This is a genomic window from Streptomyces sp. NPDC007162, from assembly GCF_040634175.1.
Classification (GTDB): Bacteria; Actinomycetota; Actinomycetes; order Streptomycetales; family Streptomycetaceae; genus Streptomyces.
On sequence record NZ_JBEYFC010000180.1, the window covers coordinates 1 to 15,933 of the forward strand.

At 73.4% G+C, this 15,933-nt stretch carries 8 protein-coding genes and 2 pseudogenes; 6 read left to right on the forward strand and 4 right to left on the reverse strand.

Translation table 11 applies throughout. The features are described 5' to 3' along the window. The 3 genes from ABZ646_RS21880 to ABZ646_RS21890 all read right to left on the reverse strand — a co-directional run. Positions 1 to 1,068 (reverse strand): condensation domain-containing protein (locus ABZ646_RS21880; protein WP_360521288.1); only part of this gene is annotated, 1,068 nt, incomplete at its 3' end. Further along, entirely contained in the window at positions 1,065 to 7,517 is a 6,453-nt protein-coding gene (locus tag ABZ646_RS21885) for an amino acid adenylation domain-containing protein (RefSeq protein WP_360521291.1), read from the reverse strand. The genes ABZ646_RS21885 and ABZ646_RS21880, both read right to left, overlap by 4 nt. Continuing rightward, positions 7,504 to 8,535 carry a TauD/TfdA family dioxygenase gene (locus ABZ646_RS21890; RefSeq protein WP_360521294.1) on the reverse strand — a complete coding sequence of 344 codons (1,032 nt, stop codon included), beginning with the start codon at positions 8,533 to 8,535 and terminating at the stop codon, positions 7,504 to 7,506. Before ABZ646_RS21890 ends, ABZ646_RS21885 begins: the two co-directional genes overlap by 14 nt. Positions 8,536 to 8,726: 191 nt before the next feature. Here ABZ646_RS21890 and ABZ646_RS21895 point away from each other — a divergent pair, with 191 nt between their 5' ends. The 5 genes and pseudogenes from ABZ646_RS21895 to ABZ646_RS21915 form a co-directional block, all read left to right on the forward strand. Next, positions 8,727 to 8,945: an MbtH family NRPS accessory protein gene (locus ABZ646_RS21895; protein WP_181809641.1), complete on the forward strand. Its 219-nt coding sequence runs from the start codon at positions 8,727 to 8,729 to the stop codon at positions 8,943 to 8,945. 173 nt (positions 8,946 to 9,118) lie between these two features. After that, a complete protein-coding gene (locus tag ABZ646_RS21900) occupies positions 9,119 to 10,411 on the forward strand; it encodes an MFS transporter (protein WP_360521297.1) in 1,293 nt (430 codons plus the stop codon). A gap of 155 nt (positions 10,412 to 10,566) precedes the next feature. After that, positions 10,567 to 11,586 carry a 2,3-diaminopropionate biosynthesis protein SbnA gene (gene sbnA, locus ABZ646_RS21905; RefSeq protein WP_360521300.1) on the forward strand — a complete coding sequence of 340 codons (1,020 nt, stop codon included), beginning with the start codon at positions 10,567 to 10,569 and terminating at the stop codon, positions 11,584 to 11,586. After that, entirely contained in the window at positions 11,580 to 12,593 is a 1,014-nt protein-coding gene (sbnB, locus tag ABZ646_RS21910) for a 2,3-diaminopropionate biosynthesis protein SbnB (protein WP_360521303.1), read from the forward strand. Before sbnA ends, sbnB begins: the two co-directional genes overlap by 7 nt. A 293-nt stretch (positions 12,594 to 12,886) precedes the next feature. After that, positions 12,887 to 14,182: pseudogene (locus ABZ646_RS21915) on the forward strand (MFS transporter); the annotation flags it as partial. Positions 14,183 to 14,236: 54 nt separating this feature from the next. Here the strand turns inward: ABZ646_RS21915 and ABZ646_RS21920 are convergent. Then, complete coding sequence (locus tag ABZ646_RS21920; protein WP_360521306.1) at positions 14,237 to 14,416, reverse strand: DUF6243 family protein; 180 nt, start codon at positions 14,414 to 14,416, stop codon at positions 14,237 to 14,239. Between the two features lie 667 nt (positions 14,417 to 15,083). Here ABZ646_RS21920 and ABZ646_RS21925 point away from each other — a divergent pair. Beyond that, positions 15,084 to 15,651, forward strand: a pseudogene (locus tag ABZ646_RS21925) (NAD(P)-binding domain-containing protein). Positions 15,652 to 15,933 lie beyond the last annotated feature (282 nt).

The window sequence follows — 15,933 nt, forward strand, 5'->3', positions numbered from 1 at the left end:
GCTCGACGACGCCGGCTGGCACCTCCCGGCGTACCTGAGCAGCAGGGACGGCGCCCCGGCCAGGTCGACCCGCAGCACCAGCGTGTTGAGGAAGAGGCCGACCACGTCCTCGAGCTGCGCGCGGTCGCGCCCGGCCACCGGGAAGCCGACGGCGACGTCGCGCCGGCCGCTCCAGCGGCCCAGCAGGACGGCGTGCGCGGCCAGCAGGGCCATGAACGGGGTGGCGCCGTGCTCCCGCGCGAGCGCCGTCAGCCGCCGGGCGGTTCCGGCCGGCACGGCGAGCGGCGCCAGCCCGCCCGCCGAGTCGCGTACGGCGGGACGGGGACGGTCGGTGGGCAGTTCCAGGGGCGGCAGCCCGGCCAGCCGCTCACGCCAGTGGTCCAGCGGGCGGCGCAGCGCCGCACCGGAGAGCCGTTCGCGCTGCCAGAGGGCGAAGTCGGCGTACTGCACCTGCGGTTCGGGCGAGCGGGTGGGGCGCCCGGCGACCGCGTCCGCGTAGCGTTCCGCGAGTTCGCGGACGAGGACGTCCTCGGACCGCCCGTCGCAGGCGATGTGGTGGACGGTGAGCAGGAGGACGTGCTCCTGCGCTGCCGTCCGGGCCAGCACGGCGGAGAACACCGGGCCCTCGGCGAGGTCGACCGGCCGGCGCGCGCCGGTGGCCAGGGCGGCGATCCGGGCGTCCGCGGCCGCCCGGTCGAGTGCGCCGAGGTCCTCCTCGACGAGGGGGACGCTCCCCGGCTCGTCGACGATCTGCACGGGCTCGCCGTCGGCCACCGGATAGCGGGTCCGCAGCACCTCGTGCCGGTGGAGGATCCCGTCCAGCGCGGTACGCAGCGCGGCCCGGTCGAGAGGGCCGCGCAGCCTGAGCGCCATGGTCATCAGGTACTCGGTGCCGCCGGGCTGGAGCCGGTCGAGGATCCACAGGCGGCGCTGGGCGAAGGACAGCGGGAGCGGGCCGCCGCGCGGCGCGCGTGCGATGCCGTCCGCCGGGGCCGGGGCGGCCCGTCCGGCGAGGCGCAGGCGGAGCAGTTCCTGCCTCAGGTGCGCGCGGTCCCTGGTGTCGGTCATCGCAGGCCTTCCTCGGCGAGCAGACCCGCCACTTCTTGGTCGGAGAGCGCGGCGACGTCGGCCTCCACGGCCTCGGACACCGCCTGGGAGAGCCGGGCCACGGTGGTGGCCTCGAACAGCAGGCGCAGGGGCAGCTCGACGGCGAACGTCTCGCGGAGCCGGGCCAGCACCCGGGTGGCGAGCAGCGAGTGCCCGCCCAGGGCGAAGAAGTCGTCGTGGGCGCCGATCCGCTCCTGGCCGAGGACCTCGGACCAGATCGCGGCGACGGCCTCCTCGGCGGGGTCGCGCGGGGCGAGGTGCTCGCGGGCGCCGCCGGTCAGGGCGGCCGAGGCGTCCGGCAGGGCCTTGCGGTCGATCTTCTTGCTGGCCGTCAGGGGGAACGCGTCGAGCGGCACCCACACGGAGGGGATCATGTACTCGGGCAGGAGCGCGCCCAGGTGCGCGCGCAGCGCGGCCACGTCGGGCATCGGGCTGCCGGGACGCGCCACCAGGTAGGCGGCCAGCCGGCGTTCACCGGGAGCCGTCTGCGGGGCGGTGACCACCGCCTCCTGGAGGGCGGGGTGCCGGGCGAGTGCCGCCTCGATCTCGCCGAGTTCGATGCGCAGGCCGCGGACCTTGACCTGGTGGTCGATCCGGCCGAGGAACTCGATGGTGCCGTCGGGGCGGTGGCGGGTCAGGTCGCCGGTGCGGTAGAGCCGCCCGCCGGGCTCGGTGGCGAAGGGGTCGGGCACGAACCGCTCCGCGGTGAGGTCCGGCCGCCGGTGGTAGCCGCGGGCCAGCCGGACGCCGCCGAGGTACAGCTCGCCGGGGACGCCGACGGGGACGGGCCGCAGGTCAGCGTCCAGGATGTAGGCCCGGGTGCCGGGCACGGGCCGGCCGAGCGGCAGGGCGCCGGCGGCGTCGCCCTCCGCCGGCGCCTCGGGGACGGGATGCAGCAGGCAGGTGACGGTGGCCTCGGTGGGCCCGTAGTTGCACAGGAAGCGGGCGGGCAGGCCGGTTTCGGACCAGCGCCGCGCGTCCAGCCCGGTGACCACGTCGCTGCCGACGTTCATCAGCTTCAGCGAGTCCAGCAGGTGCAGGTCGGGCGACTCCAGGACGGCCCGGTAATAGGACGGGGTGATCTCCAGGACGGTGACGCCGTGCTCGGCGAGCCGGGCGGGCAGTTCGTCCGGGGTCCAGAACACCGGGTCGGCGACGACGACGGTGGCGCCGGCCACCAGGGTGGCCGCGGTCTGGTCCATCGCCACGTCGAAGGTGAGGGCGGACAGCAGCGCCACCCGTTCGCCGGGGACGATGCCGTACGCGTCGGCGATCACCCGGCAGTGGTGGGCGTACGCACGGTGCTCGATCATCACGCCCTTGGGGCGGCCTGTCGAGCCGGAGGTGTAGATGACGTAGGCGAGGTTGCGCGGCCCGGCCGGGAGGGGCGCCGGGCCCGCGGGGGCCGGGACGGGTTCGTCCCGGGCGTCGGCGTCGGCCAGGACCACCCGGTGGGCTCCGGTCAGGCGGTCGGCGAACGCGCGGGTGGTGACGACGAGTTCCGGGCCGGCATCGGCGAGCATGAGCTCCAGCCGCTCGGCGGGGTGCCCGGGGTCGAACGGCACGTAGACGCCGCCGGCCTTCAGTACGGCGAGCAGGACCACCACCGCCTCGACGCCGCGCTCCAGGCAGGAGCCGACGACCGTCTCCGCGGTGACCCCGAGGGAGCGCAGGCGGGCGGCGAACCGGTCGGAGAGCGCGTCGAGTTCGGCGTAGCTGACCTGCCGGTCACCGAAGACCACGGCGATGGCGTCCGGGGCCCGCCGGACCTGCCGGGCGAACAGCTCCGGTACGCACAGCCCGTGTTCGTCGGCCGGGTCGAGCACGGCGACCCGTGCGGACTCCGGGTCGGCCCAGGTGGTGAGGGCGCGCTGCCGCTCGTCCTCGGTGAGCATGCGGAGGTCGCCGATCCGCGCGCCGGGGGTGGCCGTCACGCTGCCGATCAGGGTCAGGTAGTGGCCCGCCATCCGTTCGACGGTCTCCCGGTCGAAGAGCGCGGTCGCGTACTCGAACCAGCAGTACATGCGTCCGCCGCGCTCCTTGACGGTCACGGTGAGGTCGAACTTGGCGGTCTCCAGTCCGGCCCGGACCGGTTCCACGGCGACCGCGCCGAGCCGGTCGGGGACGCCTGCCAGGTGCTGGTGCTCGAACATGATCTGGAACAGCGGGTTGCGGGAGAGGTCCCGCTCCGGTTGCAGCGCGTCGACCAGGTGCTCGAACGGCACGTCCTGGTGGGCGAAGGCGTCGAGCACCGTGCGGCGGACCTGCTCCAGCAGCTCGCCGAAGGCCGGGTCGCCGCCGAGGTCGCTGCGGATCACCAGGTTGTTGGTGAAGAACCCGACCAGGTCCTCCGTCTCCTGGCGGGTCCGGCCGGCGACCGGGGTCCCCACCGCGAGGTCGTCGCGGCCGGTCCAGCGCCGCAGCAGCACCTGGAACGCGGCGAGCATCACCATGAACGGGGTCGCGCCGTGCCGGCCGGCCAGTTCGGTGACGGCCCGGGCCACCTCCGGCACGACCTCGACGACGACGTTGTCGCCGCGGGCGTCGCGGACCGCCGAGCGGACCCGGTCGGTGGGCAGTTCGACGGGCGTGAGTCCTTCCAGGCGGTCCCGCCAGTAGGCGAGCTGGTGGTCCAGCCGGCCGGCCCGCTGCTGCTCGCGCTGCCACACCGCGAAGTCCGCGTAGCGCACCGGCTGCGGGGTCAGCGGTGACGGATCGCCCGCCGTGAAGGCCCGGTAGGAGAGGTCGAGGTCGCGCAGGTAGACGTTGGTCGACCAGGCGTCGAAAGCGATGTGGTGCAGGGTCAGCACGAGGAGGTGGTCCTCGGGAGCGGTGCGGATCAGGGTCGCCCGCAGCGGGTGTCCGTGTTCGAGGTCGAACGGCCGGCGGGCCAGCTCGTCCACCAGGGCCCGGGCCCGCGGCTCGGCGTCGGGCGCGCCCGTCAGGTCGGTCAGGGTGAAGTCCACCGGCCCGGCCGGGTCGACGACCTGGACGGGCTCGCCGCCCTCGGAGCGGTACCTGGTCCGCAGGATCTCGTGCCGTCCGGACAGCGCGTCCAGCGCGTGGCGCAGCGCGACGGTGTCGAGCGGTCCGGTCAGCCGCAGCGCCAGCGGAACGACGTACTCATGGGTCCCGGGCTCCAGCTGGTCGAGGAACCACATCCGCTGCTGGCCGAACGAGAGCGGCAGCGGGCGGTCCCGGCCCGCGGGCCGGACGGCGTCCGGATCCGTGTCCGGGGCCGGCTCACCGGGGCCAGCGCCGGCCTCGGTGAGCCGGGCGGCCAGCGCGGCGACCGTCCTCGCCTGGAACAGCTCGCCGACGGTCAGTTCGGTACCGAAGGCGCGCCGCAGCCGCAGCACGAGCCTGATCGCGAGCAGGGAGTGGCCGCCCAGCAGGAAGAAGTCGTCCTGGGCGCCGACCCGTTCGACGCCCAGGATCTCGGCCATCAGCGCGGCGACGGCCTCCTCCGCCGGGGTGCGCGGGGCCTGCCGGTCCTCGGCGGCGGGCCGGCCGGGTTCGGCGACGGCCGACAGCCGGCGGCGGTCGACCTTCCCGTTCGGCGTGAGGGGAAGCTCGTCGAGTTCGACGACGGCGGACGGCAGCATCGCCTCCGGCAGCGTGGCGGCCAGGTGGACTCGCAGCGCCTCCGGATCGATCCGCTCCCCCGCGGCGGGCACCGCGTACGCGGTCAGCCGCGCGTCGCCCGCGTCGGACCGCTGCACGGCCACCACGGCGGCGGCCACCGACGGATGGGCCGACAGCAGGACCTCGATCTCGCCGGGCTCGATCCGCACTCCGCCGATCTTGACCTGGTCGTCGACGCGTCCGACGTACTCCAGCGCGCCGTCCGCGCGGCGCCGCACCAGATCGCCGGTGCGGTACCGGCGCGCGCCGGGCACGGCCGCGTCCGGGTCGGGGACGAACCGGTCCGCGGTGAGGTCGCCCCGGCCTGCGTAGCCGCGGGCGAGTCCGAGGCCGCCGACGTGCAGCTCGCCGGTCACCCCGACGGGCACCTGACGGCCTTCGGGGTCCACCACGTAGGTGCGCACATTGGGCAGCGGCAGGCCGATGGGCACCAGGTCGCCGGGCTCGTCCGGGTCGAAGTGCCAGGCGGTGGCGTCCACGGCGCACTCGGTGGGGCCGTAGGTGTTGACGACCTCGGCGTCGAGGGTGCGGCGCAGCCGGTCGGCCAGGTCGGCGGGCAGCGGCTCGCCCGCCGAGCACAGCAGGCGCAGTGAGGCGCAGTCGGCCAGGGCCGGCTCCTCCAGCAGCAGGCGCAGCATCGAGGGCACGCCCTGCAGCACGGTGACCCGGTGGTCGGCCACGGCACGGACCATCACCGCCGGGTCGCGGTGGGCGTCCTGGGGGCCCGTCACCACCGCGGCCCCGCACACCAGCGGGGAGAGGAACTCCCACAGCGCGGCGTCGAAACCTATGGTGGTCTTCTGCAGCACCCGGTCGCCGGGGCCCAGGCCGTAGCGCTCCACCGACCAGAGCACGCGGTTGCGGATCGCGGCTTCGGGTACGACGACACCTTTGGGCCGGCCGGTCGAACCGGAGGTGTACATCACGTACGCGGCCCGCATGCCGGCCGCGCCCTCCGGTTCGAGGGGCGGAGCCTGCTCGAACTCCGGCGGCCGGACGGCGTCGAGGACGAGGGTGTTCGGGTGGGCCGGCAGCCGCCCGGACAGCACCTCCTCGGTGACCAGCAGGGTCACTTCGGCGTCGCCGATCAGGTGGGCCAGCCGCTCCGCCGGGTGTTCCGCGGCCAGCGGCACGTACACGCCGCCCGCGGTGAGCACGGCGAGAACGGTGGCGACCAGGTCGGTGCCGCGGTGCAGCGCGACGCCCACCGCGCTCTCCGGGCCGACGCCGCGCGAGCGCAGCAGCCCGGCCAGCCGCCGTACCCGGTCGGCGAGGTCGGCGTAGCGGGTCTCCCGCTCGCCGGACACCACGGCCACCGCGTCCGGGGTGGCCAGGGCCTGGGCGAAGAACAGTTCGGCGAGCGACTGCCGCGGCCGCTCGGTCTCGGTGCGGTTCCAGCGCTCGAAGGCCGCCAGTTGCTCGGCGGGGACGGTCTCCAACGCGTCTGCGGGGGCGTCCGGGTGCTCGGCGATGCCGGTGAGCAGCCGCAGCAGGCTCGCCGCCATCCGCTCGATCCGCGCGCGGTCGAACAGCGCGGTGGGGAAGATGAGCCGGGCCGCGATCGAGCCGTCCTGGAGTTCGGACAGGTGCAGCGACAGGTCGAAGGCGGAGTGATCGGTGGCCGGCTCGACCTTGGCGACGTCGAGTCCGGGCAGCCGCAGCGGGCGGCGCTCGGCGTTGTGCAGCGCGAAGCCGACCTGGAACACCGGGTTGCGGGAAGGGTCCCGCTCGGGCGCGAGGTCGGCCACCACCCAGCCGAACGGCACGTCCTGGTGCTCGTAGGCGTCCAGGGTGGTCTCCCGGACCCGCGCCAGCAGGTCGAGGAACGAGCCGTGGCCGGACAGGTCGGAGCGCAGCACCACGGTGTTGAGGAACAGGCCGACCAGCGGCTCCAGTTCGACCTCGTCGCGATCCGAGACGGACACGCCGACCGCCACGTCGGTGCGGCCGGACCAGCGCGCGAGCAGCAGCTGGAACGCGGCCAGGTGCACCATGAACGGGGTCGCGCCCGCGTCCAGGCCGAGCACCGCCAGCCGCCCGGCCAGCTCCCTGGGCACCGTGAACGCGACGCTGTCCCCGGCCGCGTCCCAGTGCGCCGGACGCCGGCGGTCGGCGGGCAGCTCCAGCGGTTCCAGGCCCGCCAGCCGCTCCCGCCAGTAGCCGCGCCGCTGCTCGGCCCGCGCGGGTGCGGCCGCCCAGGTGTCGCGCTGCCACTGCGCGAAGTCCGCGTACTGCACCGGTACCGGGTCGAGCGGCGAGGGCCGGCCGGCCGCGAACGCGGTGCACAGCTGGTGCAGTTCCCGGGCGAGGACGCCCCAGGACCATCCGTCGAAGGCGATGTGGTGGACCGTCACCAGCAGGGCGGCGTCCTCCTCGGCGAACCGGACCAGGGTCAGCCGCCAGGGGGCCTCGGTGCGCAGGTCGATCGGCGTACGCAGCTCGGCCGCGTGCAGTTCGCGCACGCGCGCCTCGCGGTCCGCCGGCGCCGTGCCCGTCAGGTCCACCCGGACGAGCCGCACGGGGCCGGGCTCGGCCACGAACTGCGCACCGGCGCCTTGCACGGTGCCGTAGCGGGTGCGCAGCACCTCGTGCCGTGCCGAGATCTCGGTGAACGCCGCCTCCAGCACCCGCGTGTCGAGCGGGCCGCGGACGCGGAACGCCTCGCACATCAGGTACTCGGTGGAGGCACCGGAGCGGAGCTGGTCGAGGAACCAGAGCTGTTCCTGGGCGTACGAGAGCGGCAGGCCGCTGTCATCGGCGGACATCGGTCACCTCCGGGTACGTGGCGGACCGCACGGCCGCCGAGCAGGGCTCGGCCATCGCCACGGCGATCCGGCGCGGTCCGGTGAACGGTTCGCGGGCGTGCGCCGCCAGCATGTTGTCCACGAGGAGCACGTCGTCCCGCTGCCAGTCGAAGCGGCGCTGCTCGGCGCGGTAGCAGGACCGCAGGTGTGCGACGACCTCGTCCGGGATCGGCCGCCCGTCGCCGTAGTAGGTGTTGGTCGGCAGCTGCGCGTCGTCGTACATCTCCCGCAGCGCGCCGCACACCTCCTCGGCCAGCGTGGTCACGTGGAAGAAGGTGAGGTGGTTGAACCAGACCGTCTCGCCGGTCACCGGGTGCCGGTGCACCGCCCGGCGGCGCGCACGGGTCCGCAGGCCGTTCGCCGTCCACTCGGTCTCCACGCCGTTGCGGGCGCAGTACGCCTCGACCTCGCCGCGGTCGGCCGTGTTGAAGGCCTGCTGCCACGGCACGCCGAAGCCGTCGGAGAAGTTGCGCACCACCATCCAGTCCCGGGCGGCGAACTCCTCCCGGACGGACGGGTCGATCGCCCGGTACACCCGGCGGGTGTCGGCGAGCGGGGTCGCGCCCAGGGTGTCCGGCGGCTGCACGCAGTGGAAGAAGAGGTTCAGCGGCCAGTCCGCCTGGTAGGAGTTCTCGTTGTGGAGGAAGATCTCCTCGTCCGGCGGATAGTCGGTCGAGGTGTACACCTGCCCCTTGATGGTGCTCCGCGGCGAGGACCGCTCCGCGTAGGGCAGCGGTGTGCCGGACACCGCCCGGACCGCGGCCTCGAAGCCGTCCACGCCGCCGACGTCGAAGCCGCGCAGCAGCACCGCGCCGTGTTCGAGCAGCCGGCCGCGGACGAGCGGTCGGGCGGCCGACAGGTATGCGGACAGGGGCGTACCGGGGGACTCGGCGGACAGCGTCAGGGGCAGCGCGGAGCTCGCGTCGCGCTCCTGGGCGCGCTCGGGCGGCGCGGTCCGGATGGAGGAGTTCGCAGTCATGCACCTCAGCGTCGCTGCCAGGCCGTCGCCGCTCCGAGAGAACAACCGGCAGTCACATCGGCAGCGTCGGCGCCACGGTGACTGCGCCTCCTTCTCTGGGGTCGAAGGCGGCTGTTGCGGCAGGCTCTGCGGCGCCGCCACCGGTCACGTGAGGTTCGTGACGCGGCAGTTCATCCGAGGGAGGGCCCGCCGTGGCCGAGGAAGACACCGACGAGCGCACCTACCGCGTCGTCCGCAACGACGAGGAGCAGTACTCCGTCTGGCTCGCCGACCGCGAGCTGCCGCTCGGCTGGCACGCCGAGGGCACCGAGGGCAGCCGGAGCGAGTGCCTGGCCCACATCGGCACCGTCTGGACCGACATGCGACCGCTCAGTCTGCGCCGGCAGATGGAGGGGGCGGCGCGCGGCTAGCGCCTGCCCGGCGGACCAGGTCGAAGGAGAACAGCGGTGCCTTGCAGCCCGGGTGAGTGGGTCCGGTGCGTCCAGCTGCAAGACGGAGGAGGGCGTGCCGGACCCCGCGTCCCGGACGCGATCCGCCGGACAGGCCCTGGCGTCCGGCCCGGGCCGGACTTGGAGTGTGACAGATGACAAGCCCCGACACGAGGGCGCCGGCGGAGCCATGGCCGCCGGACCCGCCAGACCCTCCGGACACGGCCACCGCCGGCCCGGTGGTGCCGCTGCACCGCAACCGCGACTTCCTGCTGCTGTGGGGCGGCTCGGCGGTCTCCCTGCTCGGGTCGACGGCCACCACGATCGCCTATCCGCTGCTGGTCCTGGCCATCACCGGCTCGCCGTTCGCCGCCGGCCTGGCCGGATTCGTGGCGCTGCTGCCCGCGCTGCTCCTCCCGTTGCCGGCCGGCGCCCTGGTGGACCGCTGGCCGCGCCGGCGGCTGATGATCTGGTGCGACGCGCTGCGCGCGCTCGGCGCGGCGGCCATCGCGGTCGCCGCCGCCCTCGACGTCCTGAGCCTGCCGCTGGTGCTGGCTGTGGGCTTCGTCGAAGGCGCGCTGACGGTGTTCCACGGGCTCGCCGCGCACGCGGCCGTCCCGAACGTGGTACCCAAGGGCCAGCTCTCGCTGGCCCTGTCCCGCAATGAGGCGCGGGGGCGGGCCGCCGTGATGCTCGGGACGCCGCTCGGCGGTGTGCTGTTCGGTCTCGGCCGGGCCGTCCCGTTCCTGGCCGACGCGCTGAGCTATCTGGTCTCGCTGACCGGACTGCTGTTCATCCGCAAGGAGTTCGAGGCCGAGCGGTCGGCCCGCGCCGGCAGCATGGGCGAGCAGGTCCGCGAGGGCCTGGGGTGGCTGTGGCGACAGCCCTTCCTGCGCACCACCACCCTGCTGGTGGCGGGGAGCAACCTGATGTTCCGGGCGCTGTTTCTGGTCACCATCGTGCTGGCCACCGACGTCGGCGCGTCCTCGGCGGGGGTGGGCCTGATGGTCGGTGTCGCGGGGGGCGGGGGTGTCCTCGGCTCGCTGGCGGCGCCGTGGTTCGCCCGCCGGGTCCCACTGGGCGCCCTGGTGATCGGCGCGAACTGGGCGTGGGCGGTGCTGATGGCCGTGATCGCCTTCAGCCGCGACCCGTTCACGCTCGCCGCCGCCTACGCCGCGATGTGGTTCGTCGGACCGCTGTGGAACGTGGCACTCGGCAGCTACCAACTGGGCATCACCCCGGACCGGTTGCGCGGCCGGGTGCTCGCGGCGATGACCACGCTGTCCAACGGGGCGCTGCCGATCGGCTCGCTGCTCGGCGGTCTGCTGCTCGACTCGGCCGGCGCGCGGACCGCCGCGCTGGCCCTGGCGGGCTGGATGGTGCTGATCGCCGGCGCCGCCTCCCTCGCCCGCTCCGTACGCGTCACGCCCGGCGCGCCGGCGCGGTGACCCTCCGGGCCCCGGCCCGGCCTCGGCTCACGCCCGCACCGAACCCGGCCGGGCGGCGGCCGCCGCACCACCCCTCGATCCAGTGCTGACAGGAGGAACTAGCGTGTTCCGCACGATGCTCGGGCCCCGCCCCGATCCGACGGGGCGAGGCCACCATGCCGGAACCTGACGACGGGCCCGCCGGCGTTCTCGGCACGATCGGCGGCACGCCGCTGGTCGAACTCGCCAAGCTCGCTCCGGGGCGGCACTTCACCACCTACGCCAAGCTGGAGGCCTTCAACCCCGGCGGCAGCATGAAGGACCGCTCGGCCCTGGAGATGCTGCGCGGGCTGATCCATGGCGGCACCCTCGTGCCCGGCCGCTCGGTGGTCGTCGAATCGAGCTCCGGCAACCTGGGCATCGGACTGGCCCAGATCTGCGCCTACTACGGGCTCCGGTTCATCTGCGTGGTGGACCCCCGCACCAACCGGCAGAACATCGCCGTCATGCGAGCCCTCGGTGCGGAGGTCGAGGTGGTGAGCGAGTGCGACCCGGCGACGGGCGAGTACCTGCCCGTCCGGATCCGCCGCATCAACGCGCTGGTCGCTCACATCCCCGGCGCCTACTGGCCCAACCAGTACGCCAACCCGCTCAACCCCCAGGCGCACCGGCGGACGATGCGCGAGATCCTGGAGGCGGTGCCGGGCGGGATCGACTACCTGTTCTGCGCGACGGGTTCCTGCGGCACCCTGCGCGGCTGCGCGGAGTACGTGCGCGACCGGCAGCTGCCGGTGACCGTGGTCGCGGTGGACGCCAGAGGGAGCGCCATCTTCGGCGGCGCTCCGGCGCCCCGGCTGATACCGGGCCACGGCGCGGCCGTACGGCCGGCGCTCTACCGTGACGGGCTCGCCGACGAGGTCGTCCATGTGACGGACCTCGACTGCGTGGTCGGCTGCCGGCGGCTCGCCGCCCGGGAGGGCATCCTCGCGGGCGGCTCCTCCGGGGCCCTGGTGGCGGCGGTCGGCCTGATGGCCGACCGCATCCCGGCGGGCGCGCGATGCGCGGTCGTCCTGCCCGACCGCGGGGAGCGCTACCTCGACACGATCTACGACGACGAATGGGTCGCCCGCCACTTCGGCGACGTGTCCCACCTGTGGAAGGAGACGAAGTTGGCGATGAAGGGGGCATCATGCTGATCCTTGGAGCCGGAGAGGTCCACCAAGTCCTCGACGACGCCGAGGCCGAGGTCGTCGCAGCAGTGCGCCGCGCGTACCTGCTGCACGACCGGGGCCGTACGGCCCTGCCGCACTCGGTCTTCCTCCGTTTTCCGGACGACCCGCGCAACCGGATCATCGGACTGCCCGCCTACCTCGGCGAGGAGGAGCCGGTGGCGGGCATCAAGTGGATCGCCTCCTTCCCCGGCAACACCGCGCGGGGCCTGGAACGCGCCTCCGCCGCGGTGATCCTCAACTCCATGGCCACCGGGCAGCCGGAGGCCCTGCTGGAGGGCTCGGTGATCTCGGCGCGGCGCACCGCGGCGAGCGCCGCCCTCGCGGCGGCGACGCTGGGCTCGTCCGTCCCGGAGACCGGTGTCTCTCTGATCGGCTGCGGCGTGATCGGCTTCGAGATCCTCGCCTACCTCCGGGCTCTCCTGCCCGGCCTCGCCGCGGTCACCGTGTTCGACCTCGACAGCACCCGGGCGGAGTCCTTCGCCGCCCGTTGCCAGGCCCGCTGGCCGGACCTGAAGACCGAGGTCGCCGTCAGCGCGGAGGAGGCGCTCGCCGCCCACCGGCTGGTCTGCCTGGCGACCACCGCCGCCGCCCCGCACCTGACCACCGACGCCTGCCGGCCCGGCACCCTGCTCCTGCACGTGTCCCTGCGCGACCTGACACCGGGAAGCATCCTGACCGCCGTCAACGTGGTCGACGACGCGGACCACGTGTGCCGCGAGTCGACCTCCCTGCACCTGGCCGAACAGCTCTGCGGCAACCGGGGCTTCATCACCACCTCGATCGGTGCCGTACTGAACGCGGGAAAGCCCTTCCGACGCGCCGAGGACCGCGTCACCGTGTTCTCCCCGTTCGGCCTGGGCACCCTGGACCTCGCCCTCGCCGACCTCGTCCGCCGCCGGGCCGCATCCCTGGGCCTCGGCACCCGGGTACCGGACTTCCTGCCGGCTCCCGCCGAGGCCGCGGTCGGCTGACCGGCGACGGTCGCGGCATCGGCCCCAGCACGGCAACCTCGGCATCCATCCCACCGAGCAGTGGCCCGCTCCGAGGAACCAGATCCGCACGATCCGGTCCATGGCCGGGCCAGGGATGGCGCCGGAGTCTCCATGAGCCCTGTTCAACCTGGCCGACGATGCGCTGCCGCCGTACCACCGGCAGACGAAGAACCTTCTGGTTTCGTACAGTCCACGGAAGCTCGGGTTCTTCTAGGACTCAAATCGGTTGTCTGGAGACGCCATTGGTCTCGGGAAGCTCCATCGGCTGGCCGACCGGTCTGCAGTGGATCGTCGACGCGTACGTCCTGCTCGTCGCCATGCTGCTGCTGTCCGGGGGCGTCTTCGCCGACCGGTTCGGCCGCAAGCGGGTGTACCTGACCGGCGTGGCGGTGTTCACCACCGCGTCGGTGGTGTGCGCCCTCGCGCCCTCGCTCGGCTGGCTGATCGTCGGCCAGGTGCTGCAGGGCATCGGGGCCGCGGCACTGAGCCCGGCCTCGCTCGCCCTGCTCGCCGCCGCCCATCCCGTGCCGCGAGAACGTATCAAGGCGATCGGGCTGTGGGCCGGATTCAGCGGAATCGGTCTGGCCGCAGGCCCCGTGGCCGGCGGCGTGCCGGCAGACGCCTTCGGCTGACCCGCCGTCTTCCTGGTCAATCTGCCCGTCGGCGTGGTCCTTCTGCTGCTCGGTCCGCGCAGCCTTGAAGAGACCCGCAATCCGGGCGCCCCCGCGATCGACATCCCGGGCACGGCGCTGTCCGTCCTGGGTGTGGGGGCGCTGGCCTACGGGCTGATCGAGGGGGGTGCCCGCGGCTGGACGTCGCCGGTGATCCTGGGCAGCTTCGCCGCCGCGGTGATCCTCCTCGCCGCCTTCGTCGCCGTCGAAGCGCGTCGTTCCGCTCCGATGCTGCCGCTGCGGCTGTTCCGGCAGCGCCTGTTCGCCGTGTCCAACACCGCCATGACCGCGGTGGGGTTCGCGCTCATGGGTTCGTCGTTCTTCTTCTCCCAGTTCTTCGTGTACGTACAGGGCAGCTCGATCCTCCGCGCCGGCCTGCAGACCCTGCCGGTGTCCCTCGCCATGGTGATCGTCAGCCCGTACGCGGCTCGGCTCGCCGCCCGGTACGGCTTCCGCGTCGTGGTCACCACCGGCCTGGCCCTGGCCGGCCTGGGACTGCTGGCGCCCGGCATGGTGCACGCCGACACCGGCTACGCGAACGTGTGGTGGCGGCTGGGAGTGGCCGGCATCGGCTTCGCCCTGACCATGTCCCCACTGACGGGAGCCGCCATCCAGGCGGTCAGCCCGCAGGAAGGCGGCCTCGCGTCAGGGATCAGCAGCACCATCCGGCAGATCGGCGCGGTGCTCGGCGTGGCTGTGCTCGGAGCCGTCGTCCGCTCCCGGCAATCCGGCGGCGCCTCCTTCGAGACCGGTCTCGACAGCGCCTTCGTCGCCGCCGGCACCGTCACGTTGGCCACCGCCGTGTTCACCGGTCTGTGGCTGGCGAGGTCCAAGCCCACGGAAGGGTCCGCGGCGCCGCAGGGTTCCACTGATGCAGATGCGGTCACCACCTCGAACGCTACCTGTCGCGGTCTGGGGCCCTGCTCCGTGCCGTGCCCCTGCGGTGGCGGTTCAGCTCTGTGCGGTGCTGTCGCCCGCCTGCCCGGTGCCCTCGGCCGCGCCTGCCCTCTCGCGCATCTTGCGCACCAGCTCCGCCTTCCGGTCGGCGGCACCCTGGCGGTCGAGGTTGCGGTGCGGACCGTTGTTCTGCCGCTCGGCGCGGGACAGCTTCTTGCGCTGGCCCCCGCCCATGCCCACAGGGTTGTTGATGTTCTTGCTCACGGGTTCTCCCGAAATGTTGTGCGGTGATGAACTACGGATTCATCGGTGACGGACGGGCACGGCGACGTCGAAGGACGGCTTCTGCAACGGCTCCGTGAAGGGGCCTTGCTCAGGCTACGGCGTGCTCTTCCCGGCCAGCGAGGAGGCCGGCCACGTCACCGGCACGGACCTCCATGTCGACGGTGACCCGGCATGGTCGTCCGGCGCGCGACTGACGCCGGTTCCAGGTTGACGGCGTCGTGCCCGGCGAACCATGCCTTGCAGCCGCAACTACCGCAGAGCTAGACACAGTTGGCCGCGAGGCAGGCTGCCCTCGACCCGATCCGGGAAAACCGCAGTCCGATGAACCGCGACCGTCGCCTCCCCGGAAGGACGGCTGCCGACCGGCGGTCAGCCCCCGTCGAGTTCGCGGTGGACCGGGGCCAGACTGGCTTTGACCGCGGCCTCGGTGAGGGACACGGCAGAGGCGATGACCCTGGCGTGGTGCGAGCAGACGTACGACCTCGGTCTCCCGCCCGCTGCGCACCGGGTCCTGTTCGGCGGCCCGGTGCAGCCGCTTGCCCCGTCAGAACGTGTCCGCGGGTACCGCGGGGTGCCGAGTCAGCTCGGACAACACACGACCAGGGCAGGACATCTCATGAGCAGCATCAGCATCATCGGCACCGGGAACATGGCCCGCACCATCGCAGCGCGGGCGATAGCGGGCGGCAACACCGTCGAGATCGTGGGCCGCGATCACTCCAAGGCCGCCGACCTGGCCAGGACTCTCGGCGACGGCACCACGACCGGAGCATGGGGCACCGCTCCGGCTGGGGACATCGTCATCGTGGGGCAAGGTCATCGTCGACATCAGCAACCCCTTCAATTCCACGTTCGACGGGCTGGCCCACCGCGAGGAGACCTCGATCGCGCAGGAGGCCACAAAGGCGGCCCCGGCCGACGCCAGTGTGGTGAAGGCGTTCAACACCGTCTTCCGCCATGTCCTGGAGAAGGGCCGGCCCGACGTCTTCATCGCCGGCGACGACTGGCAGGCCAAGGCACGTGTGGAGACGTTCATCAAGACCCTCGGGATGCGTCCACTGGACGTCGGCGGCCTGAAAATGGCGCACTGGCTGGAAGGAGCGGGCGTGGTCACGGTGGGCCTCGCCAACAACGGGGTGGGGAATCTGGACTTCGCCCTCGGCATCACCGAACTTCCCGTCTGAGCGATCGGTCGACGGAATACCGAAGCTCTTCGTGGCACCGGGCGGGGCGCGGCGTAGGGCCGCCTCGCGCCGTACGCGCAGCCGCAGATCACGCGTTCGATTCGGCTCCGGTGATCAGGGCGAGCAGGCCGTGGGGCGTGTGGTCGTCGATCACGATCGTGCAGAAGCCGTCGTCCTCCGCTTCCACAGCAGCGGCGCGGGCAACATGGCCTGTTCGCGTAAGCGGACGCGTGGAGCGGTTCTCGGGCGACTACTACCTCCCGGACGACGTCCCCTGTATCC